Origin of the sequence: Vannielia litorea, assembly GCF_018424695.1 — a bacterium.
GTDB lineage: Bacteria > Pseudomonadota > Alphaproteobacteria > Rhodobacterales > Rhodobacteraceae > Vannielia > Vannielia litorea_A.
In genome coordinates this window covers 72,723-93,083 of record NZ_QTNQ01000001.1, presented here as the reverse complement: position 1 = coordinate 93,083, position 20,361 = coordinate 72,723, and the positions used below count along the sequence as shown (strand labels likewise).

Here is a 20,361-nt window from a genome sequence, read left to right as displayed (position 1 = left end):
GAGCGAAGATGAACAAGACATCCGGAACATCGAAGGACGCCGCTGATAAGCTGGTCAGGGGCATCAAACGCAAAACGCGCAAGCACTACTCTGCCGAGGAGAAGATCAGGATTGTCCTGGCGGGCCTGCGTGGCGAGGAGAGCATCGCCGCGCTATGTCGCCGCGAGGGGATTGCAGAGAGCTTGTACTATTCGTGGTCGAAGGAATTCCTTGAAGCTGGGAAGAACCGCTTGGCGGGTGACACGGCGCGACAAGCGACATCCCCGGAAGTCAAAGAACTGCGGTCGGAATCTGCCGCCCTGAAGGAGGTGGTTGCCGAGCTGACGCTTGAGAACCGTCTGCTCAAAAAAAGCATGATCGGGGATGGGGGCGACGAAGAATGAGATACCCCGCCTCAGAGAAGCTTGAGATCATCCGCACGGTCGAGGCATCGCACCTGCCAACCCGGCAAACCCTGAAGAAGCTCGGCATCCCCAGCAGCACCTATTATGACTGGTACGCTCGCTGGAGCGACGGTGGCGTCGATGCCCTGGCTGATCGTTCCCCACGGCCCAAGTCAGTGTGGAACCGCATCCCGGACAAGGTACGCGAGGACGTTGTCGAGTTCGCGCTCGACCACGAAGACCTGACGCCTAGGGAACTGGCGGTCAAATACACCGACGAGAAGCGGTACTTCGTCTCGGAATCATCCGTGTATCGCATCCTCAGCGCCGAGGATTTGATCACGGCGCCGGCCCATGTCGTGATCCGCGCAGCCGATGAGTTCAAGGACAAGACCACGCGCCCGAACGAGCTCTGGCAGACCGACTTCACCTATCTGAAGGTGATCGGCTGGGGCTGGTTCTATCTCAGCACAATCCTCGACGACTACAGCCGTTACATCGTTGCCTGGAAGCTGTGCACCACGATGAAGGCTGTGGATGTGACCGACACGCTGGAGTTGGCACTGGACGCCTCGGGCTGCAACAGCGCGACCGTCGTGCACAAACCACGGCTGCTCAGCGATAACGGCGCCTCTTACGTCGCGACCGACCTGGCCGAATACCTCAAGGACAAGCACATGGATCATGTCCGTGGTGCGCCGCATCATCCGCAAACCCAGGGTAAGATCGAGCGCTGGCACCAGACCATGAAGAACCGGGTTCTCTTGGAAAACTATTACCTGCCCGGCGACCTGGAGCGGCAGATCAGCGCCTTCGTCGACCACTACAACAACAACCGATACCACGAGAGCCTGAACAACCTGACACCCACCGAAGTCTATCACGGCCGAGGCGCAAAAATCCTGAAGATGAGAGAGAAGATCAAGAAACAGACTATCCGAAAACGCCGGTTGCAGCACCAAGCCGCGGCCGCCTAAACTTCAAAGGAAACCGAACCAGAGCCTCCGTTATGAAACCGCCTCGGCTCTCCGGAAAACTCTGACGACGGACACTCCCTGCCGATTGACAGCCATAGTTTCCAGTTCGCCGTTTCCAGCCGTGGGCGTTCGGGTATTGCACTTATCTTCTTAGATATCTTACATTATCATACGTTGCGTGGCGAGTCGCCGCACCACGATTGGGGGAGCCAGATGTCACAAGCAGCCACCATGAACTTTCATGACGCGATACCTGGCCATCTCGACCTTTACTCGGGTGGAGCGTGGATCCCCCCTCGCACCGGGCAATACGCAGAGACGTTCAACCCCGGGACAGGAGACGTGCTGGCTACGGTCGCCGAAGCCGGTCGGGTCGATGTCGACGTGGCGGTCGAGGCGGCGCGAAGGGGATTCCGCGAATGGCGGGACGTCACGCCGCTCGAACGCGCGAAGATCCTTAAGGAGATCGCGGCGCTGCTGCGCAAGCATGGCGACGAGCTGGCCCTGATCGACGCGGCGAACTGCGGCAACCCCTATACCGAGATGCGCGGCGATGCCGGGGTCGCCGCGGCACAGATGGAGTTCTTCGCGGGCCTCGTCACCGAGATGAAGGGCGACACGATTCCGATGGGGCCGGACCGGCTCAACATGACGGTGCGGGAGCCGCTGGGCGTGGTGGCCCGGATTCTGGCGTTCAACCATCCGTTCATGTTCTGCGGCGGCAAGATGGCGGCGCCGCTGGCGGCGGGCAATGCGGTGATCATCAAGCCGCCGGCGCAGGCCCCGCTGTCGGCCCTGCGGCTGGCCGAACTGGTGGACGGTCTGATGCCCGCCGGCACCTTCAGCGTGCTGCCCGGCGGGACCGAGGCGGGGGCCGCCCTGGCCGCGCATCCCGATGTCGCCAAGGTGACGCTGATCGGCTCGGTCGGCGCGGGCCGTGCGGTGATGCGCAGCGCCAGCGAAACGCTGAAGCCGGTGTTGCTGGAGCTTGGGGGCAAGAACGCCCTCATCGCCTACCCCGACAGCGACCCGGACCGGATTGCGGACGCCATCGTGCGCGGCATGAACTTCGGTTGGTGCGGCCAGTCCTGCGGATCGACGAGCCGGGCCTTCCTGCACAACGATCTGCACGATGCGGTGCTCGACCGCGTGGTGTCGCAGATCGCCCGCTACAAGCCCGGCATCCCGACAGATCCGGCCACCACCATGGGAGCACTCGTCAGCCGCGCCCATTTCGAGAAGGTCATGGGATATATCGACAGCGCCAAGCGCGAGGGCGCCCGGGTGGTCACCGGCGGCCATGCCGTTACCGAAGGGCCGCTGGCCGAGGGGTACTTCATCGCGCCGACGATCTTTGCCGATGTCACCGCCGGCATGACCATTGCCAGGGAAGAGATCTTCGGGCCCGTCCTTGCCGTTCGGCGGTGGTCCGACGAGGCGGAGATGATGGAAGAGGTCAACCATCTGGACTTCGGCCTGACCTGCTCGATCTGGAGCAAGGATCTTGCGACCGCGCATCGTGCCGCCGCCCGGGCGGAAGCGGGTTTCGTCTGGATCAACGAGGTTGGCCTGCATTTCCTCGGTGCGCCATTCGGCGGCGTGAAGCAATCGGGGATCGGGCGTGAGGAAGGGATCGGGGAACTGCTCTCCTTCACCCATGAGAAGAACATCCACGTCAATCTCGCCGGGCAGGCGAACTAGGCCTGGCACACGGCTGTCACGGCCCCCAACCGTCTCAGCCCCACCTCAGTGCCCTATCAGCGCGGGGAGCGCTCGCTGCGGCATGGCGGGAAGTCTTCACCAGCGTATCAGCGGGCGGGGTATTTCGGCATGACGGCTTCGGACGGCACCATGCGCCGCCCCGGCCTCGGGGGTCGGTTCCTGGCAGTGTTGAGCGCGGACGGCAGATGCCCCGGCAGATCGCGGCCTATCATCGTCTGTGCGGGTTCTGGAACGATGGGACGGCGACCGCCCCCACCGGGGCCTTCCTGAGCTGAACCCCGACTACCTGTGTTCCGTCGGCCAGCGACCATGATGGCGCATAGTGCCAATAGCAGTCCGGCGCCGCGCGCGGCGCCGGGAGCGGTCTTTGCGCCGGGCCGGGCCTCATGCGGGGCTGGGCCAGTCATCCGGCAAGTCGATGCGGTAAACGCGCTTTGCGGTCCCTGCGAAGATCATCTCCCGCTCCTCCCGCGAACATCCCGCCGTCAACCGCTTGTAGGCGTTGCAGACATTGCCGAACGGTCCCGTCCGGTCGGTTGGCAGGTTGCTTTCGAACATGCAGCGGTCGGCGCCGAAGAGTTCAACGGTGGTTTCCGTATAGGGGCGGAACTCTTCGGCGAGTTGCTCCGAACTGGCTGGCGGGTCGACGTTGTAGCTGGGCGATCCGGACAGGAAGGTGCCCAGCCCGCCCAGCTTGACGACGACATTGCCGTATCTGGAGATCTCTTCCATATGTGCCCGCCAAGCCGGGAACTCCTCGGCCATCCTGCCCTTGTGGCGGCCCACGCCGACCGGTCCGCCGAAGTGGTTGAGCACGATCTGTGTGTCGGGGAAGCGGCCCGCAAGATCGACGACGTCGGCCAATTGGGGCGCCAGCACGAAGGCGTCGAAGGTCAGGCCGAGCTGTCCGAGATGCTTGAACCCGGCGCGGAACCCGTCGTCCAGGTAGTCGTGCGGTTTGGTATTGTAGCGTGCACCCAGAACCGTGGGATCCTCGTCCCAGAGCCTGTGATCCCGGATGCCACGGTAGCGGTGTGGCGCCGCTTCGATGCTGGCTTCAAGCACGGGCCGCACCGCATCGCCCAGCGACAGGTCGGCGAAACCGACGATGGCCGCCGCCACGAGGCAGGGGCCGTAGGCGCCCCCCGCCGCCATCGCCGCCTGGCCATTGGCGAATTCGACTTCGCCAACCGGGCGGAGTTCCTTGGGGCCATAGGCCCGCTGCATGGTCTTGACGGTGGTCTGGCAGAAGACCGAAGCGATGACATTGTGGCCGTCGTCGATGAACTCGCAGTATTCGTCAATCAGGAATCGATTTCTGGCGGCGCTGCCGATCGAGTGGTCCTGTGCATGGTCAAAGAGATGATGGTGGCTGTCGATGATCGGCAAATCCGGCTCGAGCGGCGCTTCGGCAAGGTGCTTGCCCATGTTGATTGTCTCCTCCCATTCTCGGTGCTGGCGCGCCGCGCCGGTCCGGCGCGAAAAGGGGGCCTGCAATCATCCCTCCGAAAGCAGTTGCTCGATGAAGCGTTCGGACGACATTACCTCGCGCAGCGGCATCTTCTTCTCGGCCTCGTCCAGCTCGGTGGCGTAGCTCAGTCCCCGCCCGTCCCAGAACCACCAATAGATGATCTCGCCCTGCTTGCCCCGCACCGGCATCCGGAAGGTCGGGAACTTGCGCTCGGCGTAGGGAATTTCGGCCTCGCCCGCCTTGGCGTGGCGAAGCCCGAGCTTCTTGAGCACACCGTTCAGCGGAACCATCGCAACGGTATGGTCCCCCACCCGGGCAAGGGTGGAAACGTTCTCTGGCCGTTTATCGCAGGGTCCGTTCAGGAACATCACGACCGGTGGATAGCTTGGATGGACGTGGGTGACCTGCACGTAGGCAAGCCCCTTGGAGGTTTCGATCTCGACGATGTCGCCGGGTTTGTAGTCTTCCATTTCAGAAGCTCCCCTCAGAGGCTGTAGGCTTCGAACGTCGATGGGTGGAACAGCTCCTCGACCCCGACACGGCGCGGCGACAGGCCCTGGGCCGCATGATAGTCGAGGAACTTGTCCAAGACTCCGACATTCGCCGCCACGCCATAGCTCCACGGGTCATCGCCCATCAGCGTAAGGACGCGGTTCAGGGTGTCTTCGACGAAGGGCATGGTGACCTTGGTTGCCGAGGTGTCCGACAGGGCCTCCTCGGCCAAGCGCTTGGACTCGGTGAAGGTCTTGAGCAGCGCGGCAGGCAGGAACGGGTATTGCTCGGCCAGGCTTCGGCGCACCCCCAGCACGTGCATGATCGGGAAGATCCGGGTGCGGCGAAAGTAGTCTTCGGCCGTGCCGATGCTGTCGGCAAAGAGCCGCCCGACGTTGGGATGGCCTTCGGAAAAGCAGCGCGGCCAGCGCGGGCCGACGAACCCGTCGATCTCTCCGGCGGCGAGCATCCCGTTCAGCGTGCTGCCTTCGGGCGCTTCTTCCATGGTGATATCGTCGGGAAGCTGCACCTTGATCTTTTCCGGGCGGCCCGGAGTATCCATGCCGCCCCGGACCCAGACCACATCGGAGGGCTTCACGCCGTAGTCTTCCTCCAGGATGCCGCGCACCCAGACATTGGCGGAAAGCTGGTATTCGGCGATGCCGATGCGCTTGCCCTTCAGGTCTTCCGGCTTGTCGATGCCCTTGTCGGTGCGGATATACACCGAGGTGTGCCGGAAGGCCCGGCTCAGGAAGACCGGGATCGCCACATAGTGCGGATCGCCCCGGGCGACGGAGATGGAATAGGAGGAGAGCGAAAGCTCGCTGATGTCGAAGGCCTGGTGCCGGAAGGCGCGGAAGAACATTTCCTCGGGCGACAATAGCATCGGAACGGGATCGACCCCGTCGATCTGCACCCGACCGTCCACGATCGCGCGCGTCCTGTCATAGTTCCCCATGGCCAGGGAAAGTGTGAGATTGGTCATCCTGTCGGCTCCTCGTATTTCGTCTTGCATTGGCGCTGCAACGCGACCGGCACGCCGGATGCGGCGGATCGCAGGATCGCATGGCAGACCTCGAGGCTCGCAAGCCCCCACTCCCCGGTCTGCACCGGCGGGTCGTTCCGGCGGACGGCAGCGACCAGGGCATCGATCACCGTTCGGCGTGGCGCCGGGCCGAAGGGCGCCTCGATGAAGCTGCGCTCGATATCGCAAAACACCTCGATGCCATCGGGCGTGAGCCTGAGGTCGGCGCGGTCGCAAAGAAGGATAATCGGCCCGAAATGCTCGTTATGCGCCGCATCGACCGTGGTTCCGCTTCCGAAGGTCCGCGTGGTCTTGAGGCGCGTTTCGTCATCGGGAGTGAGATTGCTCAGGGCACGGCGGGCGCCGCCATAGGAGCCGGGCTTCTTGGGCTGGCCCAGCTCGCCGACATCGTTCATCCAGATATCGCTGTCGAAATGCGCGTAGCCGGAATAGGTCAGGTTGGCGATGCAGCCAGCCTCGAAGGTCATGAGCGCGGTGAAGGCGCCCTCGGTCGGGCGCTTCGGATCCCAGGCGCCGGTCATCGCGAAGATGTTCGTCGCCATGCCGCCAGCAAGGCGCCGGACGATGTCGATCTGGTGAATGGCCTGGCTGAACAGGACGCCGCCGCCCTCTTCCGTCCTCAACTCTTCGGGGCGGCGGGGACGATAGAGGAAATCGGTGTAATTCAGGGCCTGGATCATCCGCAGCGCCCCGAACTCACCGCGTTCGATCAGCCGCGCGGCAAGCTCCACCGGCGGGTCGAAGCTGTGGCTGGGGCCGACGATCAGATGCACCCCGGCGCCGCGGGCCGCATCGACCATGCGGTCGGCATCCTCCATCGAGATCGCCAGCGGCTTCTCGACGAGGATGTGCTTGCCCGCCCTGGCCGCGGCCAGCACATGATCCACATGCATCTGGTGCGGGGTTGCAATGTAGATCGCCTCGACGGAGGGATCGGCGCAAAGCGCCTCGACCGTCTCATACCCCCTGCCGCCGTACTCGCGCTCGAAGGCGGCACGGCTCTCCGCCCGGGGAGCGGCGGCGGCCACCAGCTTCACGCGCGGATCGGCATTGAAGGTGGGCACCATGAGCATGAACGCGCGCCCGAGCCCCGCAACGCCGAGGCGAACGGGATCAGAGGTCAAGAACCAGTCTCCCGGACTTGGCCCGCGACACGCAGATCATGATGAAATCTTCCTTCTCCTCGTCCATCAGGACCATGTCCCGATGGTCAGCCTCGCCCGCGAGCAGGCGGGTCTTGCAGGTGCCGCAGGTGCCGCTTTCGCAGGAGCTGCTCGTCGCATGGCCGGAATCGCGCAGCGCCTCGAGGATCGAACGGTCCTCCGGAACGGTGACCGTCTCGCCGCTTTTCTTCAGTTCCACCTCGAAGGCGGTATCGTCTTCGCGCACGACCTCGACGGGTTTGAAATCCTCGAAGTGGATGCGCCCTTCGGGCCAGTGACCGGAGACCGCCTTGATCTCTTCCATCAGGGGCTTGGGGCCGCAGCAGAACACATGGGTCGCCCGCGGCGTGGCCAGGTCGTCCCAGAAGTCGTAGACATTTGCCGGGTCTCCGCCGTCATGGTGGACGATGATCCGACCGGCGAAATCCTCGTTCAGCTCGGCGAGATAGGCCGCCTCCTCCGCGCTTCGGCTGACATAGATGATCCGGAGGGCCTTGCCCCGCTTGTCGAGGTCGCGGGCCATCGCGTAGATCGGCGTGATCCCTATCCCGCCGGCGATCAGCAGGTACTTCTGGACATCGGTGAGCGGGAAATCGTTCTCGGGTGGCTCGACGTTCAGCTCGTAGCCCTCAAGCGCCTCCGCGTGCATCGAGGCGGAGCCGCCCCGCGATTCGGGTTCGCGCTTGATGGCGACGACATATGCCGCGGGGTCGGTGCCGTCGTTCACCAACGAATAGCGGCGCATCGCTCCCGAGGGCGTCTCAACCGTGATATGGGCGCCGGGATCGAAGCCGGGAAGATCGACATCGTCGGTCGGCACCAGCGTGAATTCTGAAATACCTGGAGTCACATCGCGCCGTTTCTCGACGCGCATTCTGATCTGCTTCATGTAACCCTCCCGATCTTTGCACAGCGCCCAGCGTGGTTAGATAGCTAAGTTTTTGCTGTCAACTGCATAGTTCGCGCCGCAATGGCACTTCAGGCCTCCCTGCCGCTGACGCGCTGTCTTCTGATGGCGCGGGCCGCGCGTTTGGATGCGTGCGGAAAACCTGTGCCTTACATGTCGTTGCACTCAAGCTCGACCCGCCCGGGCTAGGCAGGCCCGGGCGGGTCTATGAGGAACAGGGCGTGGCCTTATTCGGCAGCCTCGGTCACGTTGGAGGTATCGACCAAGGTGCGCCAGTCGGTCTCCTTGGGATAGACCCCCTCGTGGGAGGCGATCACTCTTTGCGGAACCTTCGAGTCGGTGCCGATGGCCGCGCCGCCTTCGGCGACCTTCTTGGCCGCATCCGCCATCAGGCGGCGGAACTCGACGATGGCGAGGTCCGAGGCCCCCAGAACATCGGTATGGCGCTGAACCCGGCTGCCCATCGAGACCCACATCACGATATCCTCGTTCGGGATACCGTCGATGCCAGTGAAATGACCTTCCTTCATCCGCTCGCGGTCTTGCAGGAAGTCATTCTCCAGCGTTCGAACGGGGCGCCACTTGTGATCCACATCCACACCCGGCACCGCATAGGCGAACTTGCGCCATTCCTCGGTCGAGGGAACGTTTGGACCGCCAAAGGCGAGGAAGTGGAAGGCCGTTTCATCGTCGTTGATCGGCACGATGACGCTGGCGACCCTGTAGTTGTTGTTCGGCGGGATCAGTGAATAGTAGGGCGCCACGAATTCGGTGATGCGCAGGTAGTTGTGGGTCTGCGCATTCTTGATCGGCTTGCGGATCGCCGCGTAGTGGAAGCCGTAGCCGGTGGTTTCGGTTTGCATCCGCGGGGATTTGTCGGTCGATGGGCGATACCACGACTTCTCGTCAGCCGCTGCCCCCTCGACCCGCGCCGGCACCATGTTGGATGAATGCAGCGACGAGGAATGGGCGCTGTCGATCTGGCCCTCGTGAATCTGCGCCCAGTTGGCCGGCACGCGAATTTTCAGGATCGAGACAGGAGTGTCTTCGGTCGGGGCGAAGGCGGGGGGCTGGAACTCGGGCATCTCGTCCTTGTCGCCCAGCCAGGCCCAGACGAAACCGCCCCATTCACGCACCGGGTAGGAGCGCGCCCTGACCTTGTCCATCAGCGGGCTGCCCTCGGGCTCGGAGGACATGGCCACGACATTGCCGTCAACGTCCATCTTCCAGCCGTGGTAGAGGCAGCGCAGGCCGCACTCCTCGTTGCGACCATAGACCAGCGATGCCTTGCGGTGGGGGCAGAGCTCGTCGAGCATGCCGAGACGGCCCTTGGTGTCGCGGAAGGCCACGTAGCTCTCGCCCAGAACCTCGACCCGCAGCGGCTTGCCGTCTGCCTCCGCCACCTCCTCGATCAGGCAGACCGGCGTCCAGTGCTGACGCATCAGCCTGGCCATCGGTGCATCTCCCGTCACGCGGGTGAGCAGTTCGTTTTCTTCAGGTGTGAGCATGTGACCTCCTCCGGACAACAACAGGCCGACTCCGGTGCCAGCTTTCCCGTTATAATCTTCGTGATCTAAGTTTTGTGTGTCAACAGAAGAATTGCGCCATGCGCCCAGGTTTGCCGGCTTTTGCGATCCAATGGATCCGCCGCTGTGCCGGGCACATCCGATGGGTGGTGGTGCCTGCGGCCCCGATATGGACTACTTGGCATTGGGCTGCGATGTTGTTCTACTGATCGAATGAGAGAAATCAACGAATGCAAGAACATTAACGGTATGGGCAATCGCGGCGATGAACGCATCGCGAGGCTCGTCCGCCTCGCAGCGCGTGGCTTCAACAGGTCTCTCCAAATTCGGTTGAAGACCCAGAATGTCACCTTCGGCCAGTGGATCTTCCTGCGCATTCTCTGGCAGGAGGATGGCCTGTCGCAACGCGAGCTGAGTGAACGCGCCCATCTTACGGAGCCGACAGCACATGCCGCGCTGACCCGAATGGAGGAGCTTGGATATGTTGAGCGTCGGAACATTGCGGGAAACAAGCGTCGGCAGCACGCCTATCTGACGCCCCGCGGGTGGGAGTTACGCGATCAGATCGAACCGCTGGCAATCGAAGCCAACGACATTGCAGTGGTGGGGCTGAATACCGAAGAGCGTGACATCCTTCGGAAAGCGTTGACGGCAATCATACAGAATCTCGAAAAGGACGAAGCCGATGCTGCCCGACGCGGTGTGCGGGTCCCGCCGACCAAGGGCAATCCGGCTGCATAGCCACATCGACGGCCGGTAACGGCGGGCCCGTGGCAGCGTGTCCACTTCCGTTCTGAGAGGCGGGCTGTTCCGCTCTGCGGGCATGCTCAGCTGTGGAAGAACCCGGCGGGAAGCGAGGCCAGAATCTTTGCTACCTGGTCGGCGGCGGACTGGAGCTTCGAAAGATGCGGGAAGACCTGATCGGTTCCCCGGCTCCGCCTGGCCTGGCTGGCGATGTTGAGTGCCGCCAGAACATCGCCCTGGGGGCCGCACACTGGCACAGAAATGGACACGATGCCGATCGCCAGTTCGCTATCGACAAGCGCGTAGCCGTCGTTGCGCGCCGCCTCAATGCGCGCACGCAACAGGCCCGGATCCGTTATGGTGTAATCCGTGAATGCCCTGAGCTCGGCCGTTTCGAGGTATTCGTTCAGATCCTGTTCTGAAAGGCCGGATAGCAGCACCCGCCCCATCGAGGTTACACTGGCGGGTAGCCGGTCGCCCGGTCGGATCACGATTTGCAGTGGTCGGTGTGGTTTTGCCCGAGCAAGATAGACGATCTCGTTCCCCACAAGAATGGACATGCTGCAAGATTCGTCCGTCGCGGCCATCGTGGCATCGAGAATCGGCTGCACAAGCTCGGCGATTCCGATCGACGACAGGTAGGAATAGCCGAGCGCGAGCGTGAGTGGCTTGAGAAAGTAGCGCTGTTCTGCATCGCAACCGACATAGCCAAGACTTTCGAGGGTGAGCAGAAAGCGCCGTGCTGCCGCTCTCGATATTTCCGCGCGCTTGGCCACTTCGCTGACGCGCATAATCGGTGTGCTTCCGTCAAACACGCGCAGAACGCGCAATCCGCGATCGAGCGAGGTGACGAACCAGTCCGCCTGATCGATGGGCCCCTGTGTTGACGACTTCATCTTAGATCTCTATGTTGTGCGTAATATGACCATATTGTGCGCTGTGCGCACAGTCAAGAGGCGCGTGGGCCCACTCGTCTCGTTTCATTTGGGGGGAAACATCTTGGATTTGGCTCTACCCGAAGAGTTGGCGTCGTTTCGAGACATGCTCGCCCGGTTCGTCGATCGCGAGCTCATCCCCTTGGAAAGCAAGCTGGGCGATGATGAAACCCTCCCCGCTGCGGAGCGCAAGGCCATCACCGCCAAGGCGAAGGAGGCCGGCCTCTGGCTGCTGGACCTGCCCGAGGAACTCGGGGGCGCGGGACTCGGTGCCCTCGGGATGGTGGTGTTTTGGGAAGAAATCAGCCGCACCACGGCGCTGCCCGCCCGCGACCAGTCGATCTTCGGCCCGGCCGTCGGCCCGATTCTCGCAGGCCTGACCGGAGATCTCGCCGAGCGCTACCGCGACCCTGTCTGCCGGGGAGAGAAGCAGACGTGCTTTGCCCAGACGGAGCCGGACGCCGGGGCCGACCCGCGGGGCATTCGGACCCGGGCGGTGCGGAAGGGCGAACACTATGTCGTCAATGGCACCAAGCGGTTCATTACCCACGCCGAAAAGGCCGACTTCGCGCAGGTGATGGTCAAGACCCCTGCCGAGGACGGCGGCAAGGGCAAGATCACCTGCCTGCTGGTCGATATGGGCACGCCGGGGGTGAAGATCACAGCGCGGCACCGGACGATGATGGGCGACGCGCCCTGCGAGATTACCTTCGAGAACGTGCGGGTGCCCGTCGGCAACCGCGTAGGCGACGAGGGGCAAGGCTTTGCGCTGGCGCAGAAATGGATCAACCTCGGGCGGATACGGCACGCGGCGCGGGCCTGTGGCGTGGCCCGCCGCTGCATTGAGCTGACCGCGCGTTACGCGACGCAGCGCCGCACCTTCGGCGAGCCGCTGGCCGAACGCCAGTCGCTGCAATGGGCACTCGCCGACAGCCAGACGGAGCTTCACGCGACGCAACTGATGACCCGCCAGGCGGCCTGGAAACTGGATCGCGGCGAGGACATCCGGCTCGAGAGCTACATGATCAAGGTCTATGGCGACGAGATGGGCTTCAGGGTCGCGGATCGTTGTATGCAGTTTCACGGCGGCATGGGGCTCACGCTCGACCTGCCGATCCAGAGGATGTGGCGTGATCAGCGGAGCTTCATGATCACCGAGGGTCCGTCAGAGGTCATGCGGATGGCGATCGCCCGCCGCGTGTTGGAGGAGTGCGTTTAGGGGTGAAAACCGAACCGGTTTGGTTCGCGACTGAAAAAACAGGGAGGAAGACATGAAGAAACGATTTTTGCTGGCCTGTGCCATGCTGGCATTCGGCGCGACTGCGCAGGCGCAGGATGCCTTCTACGAAGGCAAGCGCCTCGATGTGCTGATCAACTATCCGGCCGGCGGACCGACCGATATCGAGGGGCGCCTGGTGGCCAAGCACCTGGCCAGGCACATTCCCGGCGCACCGGATGTTATCGTGCGAAACATGGGCGGCGCGGGAGGTCTGGTGGCGACCAACTACCTCGGCGAGGCGGCCCAGCCGGACGGGCTTACGATGTCCTACTTCACCTCGGTTTATGAATATCAGCTTCTGGAAGATCCGGCATTGACGATCGACCTGCGCGACCTTGAGGTCATCGGCGGTGTCGAGGGCGTGCCGGTCGCCTATGTCCGCACCGATGTCGCGCCGGGCATGACGGAACCCGCCGACATTCTCAAGGCGGAACAGTTCCTGTCGGGAGGCTTCCGCCCCGCCGTGTCGAAGGATTTGCTGATCCGCATGTCGCTCGACCTGTTGGGCGCCAATTACCGGCACGTCACCGGGTTCAAGGGAAGCGCGCCCGCGCGGCAGGCCATTCTCCAGAACGAATTGCAGTTCTTCGAGGAAACCGTGCCCTCCTACATGTCGGTGGTGGTCCCGACCATGGTGGAGACCGGAGAAGTCATTCCGGTGTTCCAGCACGAGGTCTGGCGTGATGGCAAGCCGACGGGCGCCGAAGGCGTGCCAGAGTCGATCCCGACCTTTTACGACCTTTACGTTCAGGTGAAAGGCGAGGAACCTTCAGGCCCGCTTTGGGAGGCCTATGACACGATCAACCGGCTCTCCACCCGGATGCTGCGCATCATCGCGCTGCCACCCGGCGCGCCGGAAGAGGCCGTGGCGACGCTGCGCCAGGCCCTCGCCGACCTTCGGGACGACGAGGAATTCAAGCAGGATGCCTTGCAGAGCCTCAAGTTCGTTCCGGTCTTCGTGCTCGGCGATGAGGCGGAGGCGCTGATCGACGAGCAACTTGACGCCGCGCCGGAGACCAAGGCGTTCCTGAAGGATTACGCAGCCCAAGCCTCTTCCAACTGACGGCACGAGACACAACCAGGGCCTCCACGGCCCTGGTTACCCCTCCCCCTCATCGAGATACGAATCCAGATGTTGGATGTCATCCTTTCCGGCGCTTCTCTCGTTTTCACCTGGCCCGCGCCGGCCTTCCTGCTGGCCGGCATCGCGATCGGCCTGTGCCTGGGCATCGTGCCCGGCCTGTCCGGACTCACCGGAATGGCCATTCTGCTGCCCTACACCTTCACCATGGACACCGGCTCGGCGATGGCTTTCCTGCTGGGCATGTTCGCGGTGACGACAACCAGCGACACGCTATCATCCGTGTTGCTCGGGGTGCCGGGCACGGCCGCTTCGCAGGCCACGGTACTTGACGGATATCCGATGGCCAAGCGGGGTGAAGCCCCGCGCGCCTTCGGAGCGGCCTTCACCGTCTCTGCCATCGGCGGCGTCTTCGGGGCGGTCGCCCTCGCCGTCTCCATTCCCATCGTCAAACCCCTGATCATGACCTTCGCCGCCCCAGAGTTTGTCATGCTCGGCCTGCTCGGCCTCGTCATGGTCGGCTCGATCAGCGGACGTTCGATCCTGTCCGGGCTGGCCGCAGCCGCCTTCGGCCTGCTCGCCTCGATGATCGGCTATGCGCCCCAGGGCGCCATCGCCCGCTACGACTTTGGCTTCATCTACCTTCTCGACGGGCTCCCTCTGGTTCCGGTCGTCCTCGGCCTCTTCGCGCTGCCCGAGATCATCGACTTGTCGCGGCACGGCAAGCCGATTGCTCGCAACGAAGCGCTGGCCGACGGGCAAAGCCGCCTCTTGGATGGCATCCGCGACGCGGTCCGCAACTGGTGGCTGGTGCTCCGCTGCGGCGCCATCGGCACCTATGTGGGGATGCTCCCCGGCCTGGGCGGCGCCATCGTCGATTGGATCGCCTATGGCCACGCGGTCCAGACCAGCAAGGACCGCGAGATGTTTGGCAAGGGAGATGTGCGCGGCGTCATCGCCCCGGAGACCGCCAACAACGCGGCAAAGGGCGGGGCGCTCATCCCCACCCTGGTCTTCGGCATCCCCGGCAGCCCGCCGATGGCGATCCTGCTCGGCGCCTTCCTGATCCAGGGGCTCACGCCCGGCCCGGCCATGCTGAGCCGCCATCTCGACGTGACCTTCAGCCTGGTCATCATCCTGGTCATCGCCAACATCCTCGGGGCCGCCGTCCTGATGCTCTGGAGCCGCCAGTTCGCGCGCTTCGCCTATGTCCCCGGCCGCCTGCTGGTGCCGGGTGTCACGCTCTTTGTGCTGATGGGGGCGTGGATGACCGGCAACCAGATGGGCGACTGGATCACGCTACTGGTCTTCGGTCTTATCGGCGTTGCCATGAAACGGGCCGAATGGTCGCGCCCGGCCTTCATCCTGGGCTTCATCATCGGGCCGATCATCGAAAGCTCGCTGGATCTGTCCATTCAGATCCACGGGTTTTCATGGCTCTTGCGACCGGCCTGCCTGGTGCTGGCGGTGCTGGTGATCCTGACTCTCCTGTTGGGCATCCGCACCGAATGGAAGAAGCGCAAGCAAAGGCGCCGTGCGGGAACGGACACGGCCTACATCGAGAACCCGGAGGGCGATCCGGCGCTGACCACGGCGAGTTCGGCGATTCTGGGCCTCATCGTCGCCGCCCTGGCCATCTACGCGACAGTCACCTCGCTCGATTGGCCGTGGGACAGCCGCTTTTTCCCGCTGTTCGCGGCCGGGCCGCTGGTGCTGCTCGCCCTGGCAACCGCCCGGCAGGACTGGTCGGCGGCCCGGCCACGCTGGCCCGGGGCCGCCGCGCTCGCTGGCGATTGGCGGGAGGGCGCCACGCTGTTCTGGCTGGGCGCGATTGTCGTGCTCAGTTACCTGATCGCGCAACCGCTCGTCATCGTTGTCGCGATGGGCGCCTACTCGCTGGCAACCTTCCGCCGCCGCTGGAGGCTGGCGCTTGCCCAGGCGCTCTGCGGAGGGCTGATCCTGTTTTTCGTCTTCGACCGGCTCGGCGGCGTTCTCTGGCACCCGGCGCTGATCGAGGCGCCGCTGTCCTGGCTGGGATGGACTTGATGCCCCGCCGCTCCGACCTCGAAAGGTGCAGACGTCAGCCGAAGCCGCCCGACCCGCCGGCGACCGGGTGACTTGGAGCACGACACGCAAATGAAACGATAGACCGGCCCCGGCCCGGGGCCTGATGGAAGGAAGAAGGAAGATGAACAGACCTCTCGAGGGTATTCGGGTGATCGAGCTCGGTGCGGTGATCACCGGGCCCTACGCCAGTTCGTTGCTGGCAGAGCTCGGGGCCGAGGTCGTCAAGGTGGAAAGGCCCGATGGCGGCGATCCGTTCAGGAGCTTCCTGGGAGGCACCTACAGCCCGCATTTTCAGGCCTACAACAAGAACAAGCGCAGCGTGGTTCTCGACCTGTCGGTGGAGGAGGAGAAGGACAAGCTGCGATCCCTCGTGCAGACCGCGGACGTGCTCATTGATAATTTCCGACCCGGCGTGTTGAGTCGGCTCGGGCTGGATGACGACACGCTCGAAAACCTCAATCCCGGGCTGATCCGCTGCTCGATCACCGGCTTCGGGCAGGACGGGCCCTATGCGGCCCGCCCGGCCTATGATGCCGTCGCGCAGTCGCTGGCGGGCATCGCCGGCATGTTCGTCGATCCCGAGAACCCGCGCATGACCGGCCCGACGATCTCCGACAACGTGACCGGCATGTATGCCGCGCTCGGCGTCCTCGCGGCACTGCTGGGACGGGAGCGCAAGGCCGGGGGCAGGCGGGTTGACGTGAACATGCTCGAAGCCTCGATGGCCTTCATCCCCGATCCTTTCGCCTTCGACGATAGCGGCATGACCGTCACGCCGACCACCCGCGTGGCGGCGTCGCAGAGCTATGCGGTGCGCTGCCGCGACGGTCGTTGCCTCGCGCTTCACCTCTCCTCCCTGCCGAAGTTCTGGGACGCGCTCTGCGCCGCGATCGAGCGCGAAGACCTCAGGACCGCTCCGATGTTCGAGACTCGCCCCAAGCGGTTCGAAAACTACGCGCTCCTGGCGGAGCGGCTGAACGAGGTCTTCGCGGCGCGCGACCGTGACGCCTGGATCGAGCGGCTCTCGAGCTTCGATATTCCCTTCGCCCCGATCAACACGATCCCCGAGGCGGTCGAAGATCCGCAGGTGCGCCACCTCGGAACTTTCTATGGCTCCAGGGCGAGCGACGGCACCGAGGTGCGCTCGCTCCATTGCCCGATCTGGTTCGACGGCGAGCGCATCGAGCCCCAGGGTCCGCCGCCGCTGCTCGGCGAGCATACCGACGACTACATCACCACGTCAGACTAGCGAGAAGTAGAGGAATTTTCCGAATGCCAGGAGAGCTGAAGACCCGTATCGCCACCTTCGACGAGACCTCGATCACATGGCGGGGCATGGATTTGGTGCATGAGCTGCTCGGGCAGTATTCCTTCACCGAGATCCTCTATTTCCTCTCGACCGGGCGGATGCCGAACGCGACCGAGACCAAGGTTCTCGATCTCTGCCTCGTCACGCTGATGGAACACGGGATGACGCCCCACGCCATCGTCACGCGGCTGGTGCGCGACTGCAACCCGGACCAGGTGCAGATCGCCATGTCGGCGGGGCTGACCTGCGTGGGCGATGTGTTTTCCGGCACGATGGATGGCTGCGGAAGGCTGCTCGAGGCCGGGCTGAAGGAGGAAGACCGCGCCGCCTATTGCCAGCGCGTGGTGGCCGAGCACAGGTCGGCCCGCAAACGGCTTCCCGGTTTCGGCCACAACCTGCACAAGCCAGACGACCCGCGCTCGCCGCGCCTGTTCGAGCTTGCCTTGGCCGCAGGGGTGAAAGGCGACGTGATCGCGCTTCTCAAGACGCTCTCGGAAGAGGCCGACAGTGCCTATGGGCGCCATGTGACCATCAACGCCACCGGCGCATTGGCCGCGCTGATGCTGGAAATCGGCATTCCCGTCACCATCATGCGCTGCATCGCCGTGGTGTCGCGGGCCGGTGGCCTCGTCGGCCATGTGCAGGAAGATCTCGAGACCGGCTCGGGCCGCCAGATCTGGCTCGACGTGGAAGAGGCCTTCGAATACGAGCCACCGGAAGCCGGCTGAACCTAGCGCCGTCCGGCCGCCGCGATGAGCGGCCCGGTGGCCAGAAACGCCTCGATCGAGGCCACCAGCTCGGCGGCCTCGGCCACGGTTTCAGCCCCGCCGTCGCCGGCCACGGCGTCGAACAGGCCCGAGATCGCCTCGAACCCGGGCTGCCCGCCCGGGATCTCGCCGAGGAAGGCCCCGATCTCCTGCATCTCCGCGACCCAGCGATAGGCCTTGGGCGCCATCTCCGGCAGCATCCTCGACAGGATCGTCGCCAGCGCTGGCTGATACTGCGCCACCTCCTGCGCCAGCACCTCGTCCACGGTGTGCCGCCGGGCTCCGAGCACCGACCAGGCGGCAATCGCGATCAGCCCCTTGCCGAGGGCGGCATAGGTACATTTGAGCGCGCTCGCCTGCCCTGCCTCGCCGTCGAGACATTGCGTTGTCAAGCCGTAGTCCGCCAAAAGCGAGACCTTTTGAGCGGCCCCCCCGGAAAGGAACATCCGCGGGTGCGGCCCCCCCGGCGCCGGCGCGTTGCCCAGCAGGCAGGCATCGACGAACCCGGCCCCGCTGGCAGCCACGATATCGCCGACCTCCCGCGCGGTGGCCGGGCTGATGGCATTGCAGTCGACATAGATCGGCTTGATGTCGAGTTCACTCAGGATCGGCGCAAATCTTTCCGCCGTTGCCTTGGCGGCGGCGGGCGGGACGACGGAGAGGAAGAAATCGGCCTCCCTCAGCAGCTCTGCGTCGCTATCGACGATTTCGACCCCGGCCCTGTCGGCGCGCTCGAAGCTCCCGGCGCTCCGCCCGGCGAGGCAGGTGCGGACCCGTGCGCCCGAGCCGACCATCAGGCTGGCCAGGCCCGCGCCCATCTCTCCCATGGCGACCACGGCCACGACTGGTGTCATTTTCCAATTCTCCCCCGCCTGCGCCTGCCGCCGCGATCAGCTCCGCAGCGACATCAGCGCCAGCCTTTTCAACGTGTCTATCTCGTCGGTCCACTCCGCCGTCCCGGAGAAGTAGAGTTTCCTCAGCGCCAGGCCGCGCAGCGTGGCCAGAACCAGCCGACGCGTGGCGGATACCCTCGGTGCCTCAACGTCGCTGTTGACGAAAAGGTTTTGCCATTCGGTATCGAGCTGCACCTCGATCTGCTTGACCTTTCGGGCGATCGCAGGGCGCATGCCGGGCCTGTGCTTCAGCGAGAGCCAGATGTGAATGACGGCCAGAAAATGCGGGGTTTTCAAACGCTCCCAGGTCAGGTCGATCGCCTTGTCGAGCCGCGCATCCAGCGGCAGGTCCGGCGGAATCTTGTGGGCCGTCGAAAGCGATGTGCCGAAGTCATCGACAACGGCAGCGAGAATTTCTTTCCGGGAGCCGAAATGATGCTGAACCGCGCCGCGCGACAAGCCCGCATTGCGTGCGATCACCTCGACGGTCGCCTGCTCGCAGCCCAGGTCGCTGATGCAGGTGATTGCGGATTTCAGCAGCGCCTTGCGCGAGCGCGCGCTGCGCTGCTCCTGCGTCAGCCGCGGTTTCCGCCCCGCATCATTCGCCATTTCCGGCGTCTCGGTTTCAGCTCGCTTCGAGGAGATGCTTGCCTCCAGTGTCGCGGTGCATCCGGAGCGGTGCCCGGCTGCGGATTATGTGGAAGAACCGAAGAATTTCTCGGGGTTGTCAACCAGGATCTTCCGCAGCAGCCCGTCGTCGGGAACCGCCTTGTAGAGCAGTTCGAGCAACTCGGCTTCGTCGGGCATACGCTTGGTATATTGCACATGCGGCCAGTCGGTGCACCACAGGGCCCTGTCGGGCGCGTGATCGAGATAGGTCTGGATCAGCGGGACCACGTCATCGTATCCGCGGTCCATCGACGAGACCCGGTCGGCATTCGACACCAGCACCCACCAGTTCTCGTTGCGCAGCAGATCGAGAAGCATCCGCACCGCAGGCTGGTCGGACCCAAGGCTCAGATCTGGGTGGCCCAGGTGGTCGATCACCACCGGGATGTCGATCTTGGTCAGCAAATCTTTGATATCCAGCCATTCATCCTTTGCGGAATGAATCTTCGCGTGCCAGCCAAAGGGTTTGATCCGCTCCAGAGAGCGCAGGAACTCGTCAGGATCGGGCGCGATATTGAGCTGCTTCCAGAAGTTGAACCGCGCGCCCCTGACACCAGCCTCGTGCAGGCGCTCCAACTCCTTGTCGCTGATGGTATCGTTAACGATGGCGACCCCGCGATAGGCCCCGCCAGCCCGGGCAAGGCCATCGTAGAGGATTGAGTGATCGGTGCCATGCACTGTTGACTGAACGATGACACCCTTTGCCACGCCGATTGCCTCGTGCATTTTCAGCGCCGTCTCGATCGTCGCATCGGCAAAGGGCGCATAGGCGGCCCCGCTGCGCACTGGATATTTTTCGGGATCGCCGAAGACGTGGATCTGACAGTCCCAGGTTCCCGCCGGCGGCATGCGCCCGGGCGAGCGCATCTGGGTGTCGTATTTCCTGAATTCAGTCATGTCGGTCCTCGGCTCCCTTCGACATATGACAGGC

The 20,361-nt window shown here is 64.0% G+C and carries 18 protein-coding genes; 8 read left to right on the top strand and 10 right to left on the bottom strand.

Going from position 1 to position 20,361, the window contains the following annotated elements; all coding sequences use genetic code 11:
- Positions 1–8 precede the first annotated feature (8 nt).
- Positions 9–1,360, top strand: a protein-coding gene (locus DYI42_RS00445) for an IS3 family transposase (RefSeq protein WP_213544046.1) whose coding sequence is annotated in 2 segments (ribosomal slippage) — positions 9–344 and positions 347–1,360 — 1,350 coding nt in all. Because the reading frame shifts where the segments join, the coding sequence is not laid out codon by codon here.
- Positions 1,361–1,573: 213 nt separating this feature from the next.
- The gene (locus DYI42_RS00440) at positions 1,574–3,061 is read left to right on the top strand and encodes an aldehyde dehydrogenase family protein (RefSeq protein ID WP_342344578.1); all 1,488 of its coding nucleotides are present in this window, start codon (positions 1,574–1,576) and stop codon (positions 3,059–3,061) included.
- A gap of 405 nt (positions 3,062–3,466) precedes the next feature.
- On the opposite strand, the gene DYI42_RS00435 is transcribed toward DYI42_RS00440, so the two are convergent.
- The 6 genes from DYI42_RS00435 to DYI42_RS00410 all read right to left on the bottom strand — a co-directional run bounded on the left by DYI42_RS00435 (position 3,467) and on the right by DYI42_RS00410 (position 9,668).
- Positions 3,467–4,510, bottom strand: coding sequence for an amidohydrolase family protein (locus DYI42_RS00435; RefSeq protein WP_213544045.1), 1,044 nt, complete (start codon positions 4,508–4,510; stop codon positions 3,467–3,469).
- Between the two features lie 69 nt (positions 4,511–4,579).
- Positions 4,580–5,023, bottom strand: a complete 444-nt coding sequence (locus DYI42_RS00430; protein WP_213544044.1) for a hypothetical protein — start codon at positions 5,021–5,023, stop codon at positions 4,580–4,582.
- Between the two features lie 14 nt (positions 5,024–5,037).
- Positions 5,038–6,030, bottom strand: coding sequence for an ABC transporter substrate-binding protein (locus tag DYI42_RS00425; RefSeq protein WP_244867346.1), 993 nt, complete (start codon positions 6,028–6,030; stop codon positions 5,038–5,040).
- A complete protein-coding gene (locus DYI42_RS00420; RefSeq protein ID WP_244867344.1) occupies positions 6,027–7,214 on the bottom strand; it encodes a Gfo/Idh/MocA family protein in 1,188 nt (395 codons plus the stop codon). Before DYI42_RS00420 ends, DYI42_RS00425 begins: the two co-directional genes overlap by 4 nt.
- Entirely contained in the window at positions 7,204–8,142 is a 939-nt protein-coding gene (locus DYI42_RS00415) for a PDR/VanB family oxidoreductase (protein WP_213544043.1), read from the bottom strand. The genes DYI42_RS00420 and DYI42_RS00415 overlap by 11 nt, the downstream gene beginning before the upstream one ends.
- 245 nt (positions 8,143–8,387) lie before the next feature.
- Positions 8,388–9,668, bottom strand: coding sequence for a Rieske 2Fe-2S domain-containing protein (locus tag DYI42_RS00410; RefSeq protein WP_213544042.1), 1,281 nt, complete (start codon positions 9,666–9,668; stop codon positions 8,388–8,390).
- Between the two features lie 231 nt (positions 9,669–9,899).
- Between DYI42_RS00410 and DYI42_RS00405 the strand changes: the two genes are divergently transcribed.
- Positions 9,900–10,427, top strand: coding sequence for a MarR family winged helix-turn-helix transcriptional regulator (locus tag DYI42_RS00405; RefSeq protein ID WP_244867342.1), 528 nt, complete (start codon positions 9,900–9,902; stop codon positions 10,425–10,427).
- A gap of 86 nt (positions 10,428–10,513) precedes the next feature.
- On the opposite strand, the gene DYI42_RS00400 is transcribed toward DYI42_RS00405, so the two are convergent.
- Positions 10,514–11,326: an IclR family transcriptional regulator domain-containing protein gene (locus DYI42_RS00400; protein ID WP_213544041.1), complete on the bottom strand. Its 813-nt coding sequence runs from the start codon at positions 11,324–11,326 to the stop codon at positions 10,514–10,516.
- Between DYI42_RS00400 and DYI42_RS00395 the strand changes: the two genes are divergently transcribed.
- The 5 genes from DYI42_RS00395 (at position 11,301) to DYI42_RS00375 (ending at position 17,829) form a co-directional block, all read left to right on the top strand.
- A complete protein-coding gene (locus tag DYI42_RS00395; protein WP_342344577.1) occupies positions 11,301–12,584 on the top strand; it encodes an acyl-CoA dehydrogenase family protein in 1,284 nt (427 codons plus the stop codon). The two genes, DYI42_RS00400 and DYI42_RS00395, sit on opposite strands and share 26 nt — an antisense overlap.
- A gap of 52 nt (positions 12,585–12,636) precedes the next feature.
- Entirely contained in the window at positions 12,637–13,707 is a 1,071-nt protein-coding gene (locus DYI42_RS00390; RefSeq protein WP_213544039.1) for a Bug family tripartite tricarboxylate transporter substrate binding protein, read from the top strand.
- Between the two features lie 69 nt (positions 13,708–13,776).
- On the top strand, positions 13,777–15,771 hold the full coding sequence (locus DYI42_RS00385; RefSeq protein WP_213544038.1) for a tripartite tricarboxylate transporter permease: 1,995 nt from the start codon (positions 13,777–13,779) through the stop codon (positions 15,769–15,771).
- Between the two features lie 142 nt (positions 15,772–15,913).
- Positions 15,914–17,041, top strand: coding sequence for a CaiB/BaiF CoA transferase family protein (locus DYI42_RS00380; protein ID WP_213544037.1), 1,128 nt, complete (start codon positions 15,914–15,916; stop codon positions 17,039–17,041).
- A 23-nt stretch (positions 17,042–17,064) separates the two neighbouring features.
- Positions 17,065–17,829 (top strand): citryl-CoA lyase, encoded by a 765-nt coding sequence (locus DYI42_RS00375; RefSeq protein WP_213544036.1) that lies wholly within the window; start codon positions 17,065–17,067, stop codon positions 17,827–17,829.
- A gap of 2 nt (positions 17,830–17,831) precedes the next feature.
- Here DYI42_RS00375 and DYI42_RS00370 read toward each other — a convergent pair whose 3' ends face one another.
- The 3 genes from DYI42_RS00370 to DYI42_RS00360 form a co-directional block, all read right to left on the bottom strand.
- Positions 17,832–18,722 carry an NAD(P)-dependent oxidoreductase gene (locus tag DYI42_RS00370; RefSeq protein WP_213544035.1) on the bottom strand — a complete coding sequence of 297 codons (891 nt, stop codon included), beginning with the start codon at positions 18,720–18,722 and terminating at the stop codon, positions 17,832–17,834.
- 36 nt (positions 18,723–18,758) lie between these two features.
- Positions 18,759–19,370 (bottom strand): TetR/AcrR family transcriptional regulator, encoded by a 612-nt coding sequence (locus tag DYI42_RS00365; RefSeq protein ID WP_213544034.1) that lies wholly within the window; start codon positions 19,368–19,370, stop codon positions 18,759–18,761.
- An 84-nt stretch (positions 19,371–19,454) separates the two neighbouring features.
- The gene (locus tag DYI42_RS00360) at positions 19,455–20,327 is read right to left on the bottom strand and encodes an amidohydrolase family protein (RefSeq protein ID WP_213544033.1); all 873 of its coding nucleotides are present in this window, start codon (positions 20,325–20,327) and stop codon (positions 19,455–19,457) included.
- Between the last annotated feature and the right edge of the window lie 34 nt (positions 20,328–20,361).